This is a genomic window from Alcaligenes sp. Marseille-Q7550, from assembly GCF_965112015.1.
The window spans coordinates 1,628,593-1,641,029 of sequence record NZ_CBCOPU010000001.1 but is presented as its reverse complement, the minus strand read 5'-3'; the positions used below and the strand labels follow the sequence as shown (position 1 = coordinate 1,641,029).

Annotated in this window: 10 protein-coding genes and 1 pseudogene; 6 read left to right on the top strand and 5 right to left on the bottom strand. The window is 65.2% G+C overall.

Annotated features, from left to right (window positions below; translation table 11 throughout):
• Positions 1–23: 23 nt before the first annotated feature.
• Positions 24–305, top strand: a pseudogene (locus ACWPWO_RS07840) (lysozyme inhibitor LprI family protein); the annotation flags it as partial.
• Between the two features lie 139 nt (positions 306–444).
• On the opposite strand, the gene ACWPWO_RS07835 reads toward ACWPWO_RS07840, so the two are convergent.
• The gene (locus ACWPWO_RS07835) at positions 445–1,614 is read right to left on the bottom strand and encodes an amidohydrolase family protein (RefSeq protein ID WP_454005744.1); all 1,170 of its coding nucleotides are present in this window, start codon (positions 1,612–1,614) and stop codon (positions 445–447) included.
• Positions 1,615–1,783: 169 nt separating this feature from the next.
• Complete coding sequence (locus ACWPWO_RS07830; protein WP_454005742.1) at positions 1,784–2,698, bottom strand: DNA/RNA non-specific endonuclease; 915 nt, start codon at positions 2,696–2,698, stop codon at positions 1,784–1,786.
• A 419-nt stretch (positions 2,699–3,117) separates the two neighbouring features.
• Here ACWPWO_RS07830 and ACWPWO_RS07825 point away from each other — a divergent pair, with 419 nt between their 5' ends.
• The gene (locus ACWPWO_RS07825) at positions 3,118–3,507 is read left to right on the top strand and encodes a DUF202 domain-containing protein (protein WP_454005740.1); all 390 of its coding nucleotides are present in this window, start codon (positions 3,118–3,120) and stop codon (positions 3,505–3,507) included.
• A gap of 6 nt (positions 3,508–3,513) precedes the next feature.
• On the opposite strand, the gene ACWPWO_RS07820 is transcribed toward ACWPWO_RS07825, so the two are convergent.
• The 3 genes from ACWPWO_RS07820 to ACWPWO_RS07810 form a co-directional block, all read right to left on the bottom strand.
• Complete coding sequence (locus tag ACWPWO_RS07820) at positions 3,514–3,960, bottom strand: PaaI family thioesterase (protein ID WP_454005738.1); 447 nt, start codon at positions 3,958–3,960, stop codon at positions 3,514–3,516.
• A gap of 153 nt (positions 3,961–4,113) precedes the next feature.
• Complete coding sequence (locus ACWPWO_RS07815) at positions 4,114–5,823, bottom strand: SLC13 family permease (protein ID WP_454005736.1); 1,710 nt, start codon at positions 5,821–5,823, stop codon at positions 4,114–4,116.
• Between the two features lie 288 nt (positions 5,824–6,111).
• Positions 6,112–7,008, bottom strand: coding sequence for a hypothetical protein (locus tag ACWPWO_RS07810; protein ID WP_454005734.1), 897 nt, complete (start codon positions 7,006–7,008; stop codon positions 6,112–6,114).
• 473 nt (positions 7,009–7,481) lie between these two features.
• Between ACWPWO_RS07810 and dapD the strand changes: the two genes are divergently transcribed.
• Genes dapD through ACWPWO_RS07790 form a run of 4 tightly spaced genes read left to right on the top strand, consistent with a single transcriptional unit; the run spans position 7,482 to position 12,275 of the window.
• A complete protein-coding gene (dapD, locus tag ACWPWO_RS07805) occupies positions 7,482–8,300 on the top strand; it encodes a 2,3,4,5-tetrahydropyridine-2,6-dicarboxylate N-succinyltransferase (RefSeq protein ID WP_454005732.1) in 819 nt (272 codons plus the stop codon).
• Positions 8,301–8,302: 2 nt separating this feature from the next.
• The gene (dapE, locus tag ACWPWO_RS07800; protein WP_454005730.1) at positions 8,303–9,439 is read left to right on the top strand and encodes a succinyl-diaminopimelate desuccinylase; all 1,137 of its coding nucleotides are present in this window, start codon (positions 8,303–8,305) and stop codon (positions 9,437–9,439) included.
• Positions 9,433–10,356 (top strand): 50S ribosomal protein L3 N(5)-glutamine methyltransferase, encoded by a 924-nt coding sequence (gene prmB, locus ACWPWO_RS07795; RefSeq protein WP_454005726.1) that lies wholly within the window; start codon positions 9,433–9,435, stop codon positions 10,354–10,356. The genes dapE and prmB overlap by 7 nt, the downstream gene beginning before the upstream one ends.
• On the top strand, positions 10,353–12,275 hold the full coding sequence (locus ACWPWO_RS07790) for an ATP-binding cassette domain-containing protein (RefSeq protein WP_454005724.1): 1,923 nt from the start codon (positions 10,353–10,355) through the stop codon (positions 12,273–12,275). Before prmB ends, ACWPWO_RS07790 begins: the two co-directional genes overlap by 4 nt.
• The last annotated feature ends 162 nt before the right edge of the window (positions 12,276–12,437 follow it).

Here is a 12,437-nt window from a genome sequence, read left to right as displayed (position 1 = left end):
GCGCCATTTCAAGGGAACAATACATGCATAAACACCTGCTTGCACTGCTCGCCCTGACGGCATCCTTCGCCGCCCACGCCAACGACAGCTACAAGGCCGTCGACGCGCAGCTCAACAAGACGTATCAGGAAATCGTCGCCCGTCTCAAAGACGATGCGGACGGCAAGAAATTGCTGGTGGACGCGCAGCGGGCCTGGATGAAGTTCCGGGACGCGGAATGCAAATTCCAGGCCTCGGCGGTGGACGGCGGCAGCGCCTATCCCTTGGCCATGCAGGCCTGCCTGGAAGCCGTGACTCAGCAGCGCGTCCAGGAACTGGAACGCTACACGTCCTGCGAGGAAGGGGACCTCACCTGCCCCGTTCCGCGCTCCGCCTGCCCGACGCCGCCGCCCGACCGCCGGCCTTCCAGGCCGACAAGAGCCTTGGCCTTGCAGCGGCCCGCGGTCAGCACCCGTCGATACGCTGTCCGCGGCGCAGCACCAGGCGCTCGGCGGGCGCCGCCGCCACGGCCGCGGCGGCATTGGGCGCCGGCACGGCCACGAAATTGGCGTCGTTGCCCACGCGCAGCCCATAACCCTGCAGGCCCAGCACGCGGGCGGCCGCCTCCGTGGCCATGTCCAGCGCCACCGCAAGCTCCTCGTCCAGATAAAAACCGGAACGGTAACCGATCAGCATGGCGCGCTGCAGCATGTCACCGTTCCCATAGGGCCACCAGGCGTCCTGGATATTGTCATTGCCCGTGAACACCGTGACGCCCGCCTGGCGCAAGGCCAGGACAGGCGGAAAACCGTGATTGCCGGGCGCATTGGTCATGATGGCGATACCGGAGCGGGCCAGTTCCCGGGCCGCTGCATCCAGCTGCGCGGGATCGAGGTCGCCCAGGCCGTAGGCATGGCTGACGGCGACACGGCCTTCCAGGCCCAGCGCACGGGTGCGCGCGGCGATGCGCTGCAATTGCTCGCGGCAGATCCGGCCGGGTTCGTGCAGATGGATATCCAGCTTGGCGCCATGCCGCTCGGCGATACCGAAGATGAGGTCGAGCTGGCCGTCCGCATCACCGTCCAGCGTGGTGGGATCGATGCCGCCGATGACGTCCACGCCCTCGCGCGCTGCCGCTTCCAGTACATCGGCCGTGCCGGGGCAGCTCATCACGCCGGCTTGCGGAAAAGCCACCAGTTCGATGTCCATGCGGTCCTTCCACTCCTCGCGCACCTGCATCACGGCGAACAGATGCTCCAGGCCGGTCGTGGCATCCACGTCCACGTGGCTGCGCATGGCCTGGGTGCCGAAGGCCGAAGCCTGGCGCAGCAAAGCCTGGGCGCGCTGCGCGATAGGCAGCGCGCCGGCCAGCTCGCGTTTCTCCACCGCCAGACGCTCGCGCAGGCTGCCTGCCGGCTGATGCGGGCGCCACCGATCGCCCACGAAGCTCTTGTCCAGGTGGATATGTCCGTCCACGAAAGCCGGCAGCACCACCCTGCCGCCCAGGTCCACGGCATCCACGCCCGGCAACGCCGGCAGCGCGCCCTCCAGGGCGGCGATACGGCCTTCCTTCACGTGTATGGACAAAGGGCGGCCGACGGCGTCGACGGCGTTCACGTACAGGCATTCATTCATGGCGACTCTCTTTCCAAATAGCGCCGCCGCACTCCGCCGATCGAGAAAAAAGGGGACTGCTTCCAAGCGGCATCAGCTCTTTTTCACGATAAATCAGGGCACCGCCATGCACAAATTAAATATTGAAATCAAAAACATTTATTTATTGAATGCCACGCGCATGTGTCGTTCACGACGACGGCGCCAGCGCCGGCAGCAGATGCATGCCCGTGCGCCGCACGAATTCCTCGTAGCTGATGGGCGGGCCCGCCTTGGTCGCGGCATCATTGGCCTGCCAATGCACCCAGGAACGGCGGGTGGTGGCGTCATACACCAGCTTGAACAGATGGCTGGGCACCGCCACCCTGCCCTGGCCTATGGTGGGCGGCCGCGTCGCGAACACCGGCCCCGTGAACACATACACGTCGCCGGCGGCGCGCTGCACGTATTTGCGGGTGTCCCCTTCGATCTGATTCCAGGGCCCGCCGTTGTGAACCTGATTCTGCGGCACCATATTGGCCAGGGAGAAACTCTGCGCCATGCCCTGCTCGTCGGCCATGTCGCCGGCCGGGGCCATGTGCCCGCGCGAGTAACCCGAACCGCGGTAGTCCGCCAGCTCAGCCCGTTCGGACGCCGGCAGGCGGCCTTCCGCATAGAACTTGTCGGTGCGCGGCAGGCCTTGTCCGGCCTGCAGGGCGCGCCGGTTCAAGCGCTCCGCCACGAAGACGGGCGTCTTGGTCTGACCGCTGTGCAGAATCGCAAACGAACTGAAGCACAACTCGCGCAGCGTATAGGCTGCCGGCACCACGGGCGGCTTGCCTGGAAAGAATTGGGGGCACTGCGCAAACGAAGTCCGGACGTAGCCATTGACCGGCGCCGAGGGCGGCGCGACGGCGGACGGCGCCTGCGGCCAGTCCAGCTTCGCCAGGACCTGATCCAGGCCCGGCCAGTCCCGCAGTTGCGGATGAATAGCGCAACTGGCCGCCCCGAACGCCGCCAGCGCGGAAGCCCCCGCTGACTTCAGAAAGCGGATGAGGCTTCCCGTCCCTGCCTTGTTCCTGCCTGATGTTTTTCTTGCTGGTGCTGCTTTTTTCTTTCTGGTCATGCCGCTCGTACTGGATGCTGCCGCCGGCCCGCATCGTTGCGCCGGCAGCGCACCGATTATAAGCAGCCCTGCCGCCATGCATCCCTCCATACGGGAACGGACTTGTAAAAGTCGTTACTTACAATCATGGAGCGCCATGCAGCACGAACGGACCAGCGTCCGCTTGGGCGGCCCCGCCATGGATCCGGGCCCGCTGCGCATGATCATCGACTCAAGCCCCGCCTCCGCCTGTCGGGCGTCGCTGTATCTGCCCGCGCGCGTATTCAGCAGTCAAAAGATAGTGTTGCGTTATATACCGAAGACGATACCAATCGAATATGTATAAACCATCCCACATAACTAATATTTATAAAGAGAGATTTTCTGTTACACTGGAATCTTCCTATGCAATAGACACTTATCCCTTGATTGCGCAGATCATGAATACCAGAAACCTGATTTTCGGCCTATGCGCAGCGCTGCTCGCTTTCTGGTTTCTTCCTTTTGCCCACATCAACAACAGCCTGGCCCAGGCTTCGGATGCTTATTCGGGCTGGAGCGCCGGTTTTTTCGGCTTTCTCCTGCCGCTGTCCGTCCTGGCCGTCGCCAGCCTGATCTGGGCCGACAAGGTGCGGTCCGCCTGGCTCGCCATGGCCGTACACATCGGCATCTTCGCCTCCACGATCAAAAGCATCTGCGAAAAGTCGCTGTTGTTCTCCAAGGTATGCGGCATGGGCGTCACTTTTTCCTACGGCTCCATCATCTATGGCCTGTGCACCGCCGCGCTGTGCGTGATGCTGCTGACCTACAGGAAGCCGCCGGCCTTCTGAGCCGCCTCAGGACGCCCCCGCCTTCTCGGGGCGGTCGTGCATGACCATGATGGTCTGCTGCATCAGGGCGCATAGCGTCTCCCGCCCTTGCTGCACGGCATATACTTCCCCGCGCGTAATGATCAGGCTGCGTCCTGGACGCAATACCTGGCCGCGCGCAATCAGGGCCTGTCCCTGGGCCGGGGCCAGGAAATTCACCTTGTACTCCACACTCAGGACCGAAGCCCCGGGCGGCGCCAAGGTCATGGCGGCGTAGCCGGCCGCCGAATCCGCGATCATGCCCACCACGCCGCCGTGCACGAATCCGTGCTGCTGCTCCACGCCGCTCCAATGCGGCAGGTGGATCTCGACGCGCCCCGCTTCGACCACGGGCAGGCTGGCCTGGATCAGCGACATGGCGTTCTGACGCGCAAAGCTGGCCCGGATCTCCTCGGCCATACGCGGATCCAGCATTGGCGGCGCCTCTGCGAAAGGGGAACGGCTCGTCATGGTTCAATCCTTGAAAACTGCCGGCTCCACGGCCCGGCCGGCGGCAGGCGTAAACATGCGCTCAGAACGGCCAGAAGATGGGAATGAATGTCACGCCCAGCACCCAGAAGATCAGGTTCAAGGGCAAGCCGACCTTGATGAAGTCGACAAAGCGATACCCCCCGCCCCATACACCATGGTGTTGGTCTGGTAGCCCACCGGGGTGGCAAAGCTGGTGGAGGCCGCAAACGTGACCGCGATCAAAAATGGCGTGGCATCCACCTCCAGCATCCGGGCGGTGGACATGCCGATGGGCGTCAGCAGCACGGCCGTCGCCGCATTGCTCATGAATTCAGTCAGCAGCAGGGCCATCAGGTAGAGCACCGCCAGCACCACCAGAGGGCCGGAGGAACGGACCAGCCCGATGGTGTTCTCGACCAGGAACTGCGCCGCGCCCGTCTCGCTCATGGCCACTCCCAGCGGCAGCAGTCCCCCCAGCAGAATGATGATGCGCCAATCGATGGCATCATAGACTTCGTCGGCATTCAGGCAGCCCGCCAAGGTCATGGCCACGGCGCCGGACAGCGAAGCGATGGCGATCGGCACCCAGCCCAGGGCCGATACGGTGATGACCAGCGCCATGGTGAGCAGCGCGAACGGCGCCCGCCAGCCCATGGGCTTCTCGGCCTCGCGCTCGGACAGCACGATGACATTGGTATCCGAGCGCAAAGCGGCCTTTTCCGAAACCGGCGTCAGCATCAGGAGGATATCGCCTACCCGCAGGCGCACGTCGCGCAGTTTTTCGCGCAGCACCTGGCCGCGCCTATGAATGCCCAGCACGGTGGCCTTGTGATGCCAGCGGGGATCCAGGGTGCCCAGCGTGCTGCCGCTGATGCGCGAACGCGGCGCGATCATCACTTCGGTCAGCACCTGGTCCACGTCCTCGAAGGAGCGCTGCTGCAATTTGAACTTCGGGTCCACTTCCAGGCCAGCCTCTTTGCGCAGTTCGTCCAGCTTGGACCAGTCGCCGCGCGCCAGCAGCACATCGCCTTCCTGCAGTTCCTGCTCGCGCGGCGCCCAGACCTTGTCCTCGCCGCGCAGCAGCTCCAGCACGAAGACGCCGTACTGCTCGCCCAGCTTGGCTTCGCCCACGGAGGTCCCGATCAGGGACGAATCGGACATGACGCGCAGCTCCGTGATGTACTTGCCCAGCTCGTAATGGTCGACCAGCTCCGCGCCGCGGGTGTCCGGCAGCAGCCAGCGGCCGACAGTCAGCAGGTACAGGCAGCCGGCCGCCAGGCAGATGACGCCCAGCGCCGTGAACTCGAACATGCCAAAGCCGCGATGACCCAGGTCGCGCGCGATCGCATTGACCAGCAGATTGGTGGAGGTCCCCACCAGCGTGCACACGCCCGCCATCTGCGATACGTAGGACAAGGGGATCAAGGCCTTGGAGGCAGACATGCCTATGCTGGCGGTAGCCGTCATCACGATGGGCATGAACACGGCGACGACGGCCGTGTTGTTCACGAATGGCGAGATGAGCGCCAGCACCAGGAACAGGATGAGCAGAAACTGCAGCGGCGAGCGGGCCTTGCCCAGCAATCGGCCTATGCCTGACAGCGCGCCGCTGTTCTGCAAGCCCGCCGCCAACACGAACATGGCCGCCACCGTGATGGTAGCCGGATTGCTGAATCCGGCCAGAGCCTGCTCGGGCGTGACCAGGCCCAGCACGGCCAGGCTGCTCAGCACCAGCAGGGCCACCGCGTCGATTCTGAGCTTCTCGGTCGCAAACAGGACAATCGCCGCCAGGGCCGTGCACAGGACCACCGCGATCTCTGCCGTCATGCTGTCATGTCCCCCGTTTTTTTATTATCGAAGCATCCAATGGAAAGACAGGGCGCGATACCCCTGGATCTGGAAGCCAGGGCGCGATGCAAAGCCCTTGCAGAACCTTCTGGAGGCAAAAAAAATTATACACACCTGCCGCGGAATGAAAATAGGCTGCGCGCCGACGGAATTGCCCTTGCCTTTGGAGACTGCAATATAAGCAGGCCCATACGAAAAAAACCGGGAAAACCCGCTCGCGAGACGAAAAAAACCGCCGTTGAAACGGCGGTTTTCCAGGATGCGGGATCACCAGCGCGTCCGGGCCCGGCCTCCTATGGTGGCGGCCAGGCTGGCCACGAACGCTCCCAGCAGCAAGGAGGCGAACCCCCAAAGGGCGAAGGCGGCGGCCGCCTTGCGAGCGGCATCCGCAGCCTCGCGAGCTTGCTGCTCCAGCTTCTGCGCGGCCTGCCGCGCTTGCTGCTGAACCGCGTCCAGGCGCTCCTGGGCCTGTTCGGGCGGCACGCCCGCGCGATCGGCCACCAGCCGCAGCAGATAATCCCTGTCCTGCGGGGAGACGTCGCCTTCCTGCAGGCTGCGCGCCAGGATACGGCCCACTTCCCTGTCCGGATCGCCGCTGCGGACCGCCGGATCGGCCGGCCTGAGCAATACGTCAGTAAAATAATCCAGATCCAGTCCCTGCGCCCGGTCGCCGCCGGCGTCGGCCGCCACGGCCGAGGCGGCCCCCAGCCCCGCGCCGGCCAGGCTCGCCCCCGCCCTGGCCGTTCCCGAAGCGATGGACGCGGCCGTGGAGCCCAGCATGAACAAGGCGACGACGGCGCTGACCGCCCAAACCAGGAAACCATGGGCGGTATCCCGGAAATAGATCTCGTCATTGGGCACCTCGGTCCAGTTGGTGCGCAAGCGGCCCGTCACATACCCGGCAATGCCATAGGCAATGACATGGGTGGCGAACATCCAGACTATGGTGCCGATGGCCAGCGCCGAGCCGGAAGCGCCGTCGCCGCTCCAAGGCGACACGGCCAGAAAACCCAATCCCGTGCCGCCGATGAACAAGGCGCCGGTCAGGGCCGCGCTGATGACAGCGCCCGCAATGACGGCTCCCCAGGAAACCGCGGGCCGGGACGATTCCATCGTCCAGCGCGGGGCGCGTTCCGAACCAGGTGCAATATGCGTATCAGGCATGGTCTTTCCTTTTCAAAAAGATGTCGACGCCCGGCGGTTCAATGCCAGAACAAGGCCAACAAGATAATGATTGGAATAGGAACACCCAACAACCATAGAAGTATCGATCTCATGGCGCCTCCTCATAGTGTCAAAAAAAGAATCTCTTCACTGCGTCCTGAAGCCAGCGACATCGCCTTCATTTATTGATTCATTCTAGGCACAGCCCCGGGCATCCTGGAACAAATGCCTGTAATAAGAAATGGAAAATTGTGAAGAATTCCGGACGTGCAGCCGCAGCCTCCGCATCACGGACCAGGGCCGCTTCCAGCGCCGCCTCCGTTTTGCAGCGCAGCATAAAATCGTGGCGAGGACGCGCCGGACTCGGTTATCCTGTTGGCTCGACCTAAACCTCGGCCGCATCGGCGGCAAGTCCGCGCCCAGCGCGGCTTCTTCCCGCCGCCGGCGGCCTGACTCGACGCAGAGCCTAGACCATGAGCGATCTCCAACGTCTGATCGACGATGCGTGGGAACACCGCGCCTCCATTTCCCCATCCCGGCACAGCCCGGAACTGCGCAACGCCAGCCATACAGACAGCGAGAAACTGGATTACGGCTCCCTGCGCGTGGCGGAAAAGATCGACGGAGACTGGATCGTGCACGACTGGATCAAGAAAGCCATCCTGCTGTCCTTCCGCCTGAACGACAACCGGGTCATGGGCGCCGAACCCGCCCCCTTCTACGACAAGGTACCGTTGAAATTCGAACAGTACGACCAGGCGGCCTTCGCGCAAGCGGGCTTTCGGGCAGTGCCCGGCGCCGTCGTGCGCCAGGGCGCCTACGTCGCTCCCGATGTGGTGCTGATGCCTTCCTTTGTGAACATCGGCGCCTATGTAGGCGAAGGCACCATGGTGGACACCTGGGCCACGGTGGGGTCCTGCGCACAGATAGGCAAGCACGTGCATCTGTCCGGCGGCGTAGGCATAGGGGGGGTGCTGGAACCCCTGCAGGCCAGCCCCACCATCATCGAGGACAACTGCTTCATCGGCGCGCGCTCCGAAGTCGTGGAAGGCGTCATCGTGGAGGAGAACTCCGTGCTGGCCATGGGGGTGTTCCTGTCGCAGAGCACCAAGATCTACGAACGCGAGACCGGCAAGATCTACCAGGGCCGCGTGCCGGCCGGCTCGGTCGTGGTGCCCGGCTCCCTGCCTTCCGAGGACGGGCGCTACAGCCTGGCCTGCGCCATCATCGTCAAACGCGTGGATGCCCGCACCCGCGCCAAGACCAGCATCAACGATTTGCTTCGCGCCTGAACATGAGCTCCGACAACCCTGTACTGAATACGCTTCAAGACCTCATCGCCCGTCCTTCGGTCACGCCGGACGACGCCGACTGCCAGCAATGGCTGGGCGAACGCCTGGCCCGCGCGGGCTTCACGCTGGAGTCCCTGCCCAGCGGACCGGTGCGCAACCTGTGGGCCCGCAGGGGCGCCCAGGCGCCGCTGTTCGTCTTTGCCGGGCACACGGACGTCGTGCCGCCCGGCCCCGAGCAGGCCTGGGATTCGCCTCCCTTCGAGCCCGTCATCCGCGACGGCCAGCTCTACGGCCGGGGCGCGGCAGACATGAAGGCCTCCATCGCCGCCTTCGTGCACGCGGCCGAGGAATTCATCCAGGCCAATCCTGAGCACGCAGGCTCCATCGCCCTGCTGCTGACTTCCGACGAAGAAGGCCCGGCCATCGACGGCACCGTGCATGTCTGCCGGGTGCTCAAGGAGCGCGGCGAACTGCCCGACTACTGCGTGGTGGGCGAGCCCGCCAGCGCGCGCCAGTTGGGCGACACCATCAAGAACGGGCGGCGCGGTTCCCTGTCCGGCCATCTGATCGTGCATGGCCGCCAAGGCCATGTGGCCTACCCGCAACTGGCGCGCAACCCCGTGCACCTGGCCGCCGGCGCCCTGACCGAGCTGACCGAACGCATGTGGGACGCCGGCAATATGGACTTTCCTCCAACCACTTTCCAGATCTCGAACATCCATGCCGGCACGGGAGCCAGCAACGTCATTCCCGGCCAACTGGATGTCCACTTCAATTTCCGCTTCTCGACCGAGCAGACGCCGGCTGGCTTGCAGGCCGAGGTGGAGTCCATCCTGCGCCGCCACGGCCTGGAGTTCACACTGGACTGGACCGTAGGCGGCGAACCTTTCCTGACCGAATCGGGCGCGCTCAGCCAGGCCCTGAGCCAGGCCATTGCAGCGGAAACCGGCGTGCAGGCGGAGCTCTCGACCACGGGAGGCACCTCGGACGGGCGTTTTATCGCTAAAATCTGCCCCCAGGTCGTGGAGTTCGGCCCGCTGAACGCCAGCATCCACCAGATCAACGAACACGTGGCCGTGGCCGACCTTCAACCCTTGAAGAACATCTACCGCCGCACATTGGAAACCCTGCTTTGCTAAGTCCCTCCATCGAAACCCCCGCCCTGCTGGACGCCCAGCAGGAACTGCAGACCGTGCGCGACCTGCTGCGCTGGTCGGTCAGCCAGATGAACCGCTGCGGCGTGGCCTTCGGGCACGGCAGCGACAATGCCTGGGACGAGGCCGCCTACCTGCTGCTGCACACCTTGCGCCTGCCGCTGGACACGCTGGATCCCTACCTGGACGCCCGCCTGCTGCGCAGCGAGCGCGAACAATTCCTGGCGCTGATCGCCCGCCGCTGCAACGAGCGCCTGCCGGCCGCCTACCTGACCGGCGAAGCCTGGCTGCAGGGCCACCGTTTCCGCGTGACGCCCGACACCATCGTGCCGCGCTCGCCCATCGCCGAACTGCTGTCCGAGCAGCTTCAGCCCTGGGTGGCCGACCCGGACGCTGTCTACAGCGCGCTGGACCTGTGCACGGGCACCGGCTGCCTGGCCATCCTGACCGCCCTGGCCTTTCCCCAGGCCCAGGTGGACGCGGTGGATCTGTCCGACGCCGCCCTGGCCGTGGCCCAGTCCAACATCGACGACTTCGGCCTGAGCGAACGGGTAACGCTGCACAAGAGCGACCTGCTGGACCAATTGCCCGATGCGGCCTACGACCTGATCATCTGCAACCCGCCCTACGTCAACGAATCGTCCATGCAGGCCCTGCCCGCGGAATACGTGCACGAACCCCGGCTGGCGCTGGCCGGCGGCGAAGACGGCATGGACCTGGTGCGCCGCATCCTGGATGCCGCCCCCGACTTCCTGGCGCCCAACGGCGTCCTGGTGCTGGAAATAGGCCATGAATACGACAATTTCCTGGCCGCCTTCCCCGAACTGGACCCGGTGTGGCTCAGCACCGAAACCGCCGAGGACCAGATCCTGCTGCTGACCCGGGAGCAACTGGCTCCGTGATACGCGCAACTGGAATCACGCTGCGGCGCGGCGTCAAGGTACTGCTGGAAGACACCGAATTCATCGTCAATCCCGGCGAGCGCCTGGGCATCGTGGGCAAGAACGGCGCGGGCAAGTCCTCGCTGTTCGCCCTGCTGCAAGGCGAGCTGGACCTGGACGCGGGCGATCTGAACATCCCCGAGGCCTGGGAAATCGCCAGCGTGCGCCAGACCATTCCGGACCGCAACCGCCCGGCGCGCGAATTCGTCATCGACGGCGACGTGCGCCTGCGCGCCTTGCAGCAGGCGCGCGCCGACACGCCCGACTCGGACGGCCAGCGCATCGCCGAACTGGAAAACGCCCTGGTGGAGGCCGACGCCTGGTCCGCGCCATCGCGCGCCGAACAGCTGCTGGCCGGCCTGGGCTTTCGCCCCGACCAATGGATGCTGCCGGTGCGCGAGTTCTCCGGCGGGTGGCAGATGCGCCTGTCGCTGGCGCGCGCCCTGATGGCGCCGTCCGACCTGCTTCTGCTGGACGAACCCACCAATCACCTTGACCTGGACGCCATGCTCTGGCTCGAGCGCTGGCTGGCCTCCTATCCGGGCACCGTGCTGCTCATCTCGCACGACACCGAATTCCTGGACGCGGTGGCCCGCTCCATCCTGCACCTGGACCACGGCAAGCTGGTCCGCTACAAGGGCGGCTACAACGACTTCCTGGCGCAACGCGCCGAACGCGTGCAGCAAAGCCAGATCGCCTACGAGCGCCAGACGCGCGAGGCCGCCCGCCTGCAAAGCTTCATCGACCGTTTCAAGGCCCAGGCCACCAAGGCCAAGCAGGCGCAAAGCCGCGTGAAGGCGCTGGCGCGCATGCAGACCCTGGCGCCGCTGCGCGTGGAGTCCGGCGTATCCATACGCCTGCCCTCGCCCGAGTACACGCCCGATCCGCTGCTGACGCTGGAACAGGCCGACCTGGGCTATCCGGACCGCCCGGCTCCCATCCTGAGCGGCGTTCGCCTGATGGTGCGCGGCGGCGCGCGCGTGGGCGTGCTGGGCATGAATGGCGCGGGCAAGTCCACGCTAGTCAAGACCCTGGCCGGCAAGCTGGCGCCGCTGAGCGGCGAGCGGCTGGAATCCAAGGGCCTGGTCATCGGCTACTTCGCCCAGCACCAGCTCGACTCCATCGACCCGGAATCCTCGCCCCTGCAGCACCTGGCGCGCCTGGCCCCGGACACGCGCGAGCAGGAACTGCGCAACTACCTGGGATCGTTCGGGTTCAGCGGCGACATGGCGGCCAGCCCCACCGCGCCGTTCTCGGGGGGAGAAAAGGCCCGCCTGGCCCTGGCCCTGATCGTCTGGCAGAAGCCCAACCTGCTCCTGCTGGACGAACCCACCAACCACCTGGACGTGGACACCCGGGAAGCCTTGGCCGACGCCCTGGCCGACTACGGCGGCAGCGTGCTGCTGGTCTCGCACGACCGCCATCTGCTGCGCTCCACCGTGGACTCCTTCTGGATCGTGGCCGACGGCCGACTGCAGGAATTCGACGGCGACCTGGAAGACTACCGCGACTGGCTGCTGGCGCGCAGCGCCCAGGCCCGCTCCGACGCCCGGCAGGAAACGCGGGCCGACGGAAACGAGGTCGTGGACCGCAAGGCCCAGCGCCGCCAGGAGGCGGAACTGCGCCAGCGCCAGGCCCAGCAGCGCAAGCCGCTGGAAGCAAGGCTGAAAAAAGTGGAAGCGGCCATGGACAAGGCTGCCGCGCGCCTGCAGGAACTCGATGCTCTGATGCAGGATCCGGACTTCTATTCCGACGCCTACAAGGACCAGCGTCCCGCGCTGATGGCCGAACATGGCGAGCGCAGCAAAGAGCGCGACGCACTGGAAGAAGAATGGCTGGAACTGCAGGAAGCCATCGAGGACATCAACCGGCAGGAATGAAGCCGCGCTGGGACGCGCGCACGGCCTCGACGGGGCAAAAGAGGCCGTGGCAGCATCACGGATGATGCCTCAGGCCGCCTTTTCGCCGCTGATCTGCGTGCGGCGCACCTCGGTGAGCCATAAGCAAAAGACAACAGCAAAAAAAGCAACAAACCCATTAAA

Bases quoted from the DNA above. Each gene is read 5' to 3' on its own strand.
- dapE (WP_454005730.1), top strand. From the start codon at position 8,303: ATGAGCTCCGACAACCCTGTACTGAATACGCTTCAAGACCTCATCGCC.
- ACWPWO_RS07810 (WP_454005734.1), bottom strand. From the start codon at position 7,008: ATGCCTGATACGCATATTGCACCTGGTTCGGAACGCGCCCCGCGCTGG.
- dapD (WP_454005732.1), top strand. From the start codon at position 7,482: ATGAGCGATCTCCAACGTCTGATCGACGATGCGTGGGAACACCGCGCC.
- ACWPWO_RS07835 (WP_454005744.1), bottom strand. From the start codon at position 1,614: ATGAATGAATGCCTGTACGTGAACGCCGTCGACGCCGTCGGCCGCCCT.
- ACWPWO_RS07815 (WP_454005736.1), bottom strand. From the start codon at position 5,823: ATGACGGCAGAGATCGCGGTGGTCCTGTGCACGGCCCTGGCGGCGATT.
- ACWPWO_RS07830 (WP_454005742.1), bottom strand. From the start codon at position 2,698: ATGACCAGAAAGAAAAAAGCAGCACCAGCAAGAAAAACATCAGGCAGG.
- ACWPWO_RS07820 (WP_454005738.1), bottom strand. From the start codon at position 3,960: ATGCTGGATCCGCGTATGGCCGAGGAGATCCGGGCCAGCTTTGCGCGT.
- ACWPWO_RS07825 (WP_454005740.1), top strand. From the start codon at position 3,118: ATGAATACCAGAAACCTGATTTTCGGCCTATGCGCAGCGCTGCTCGCT.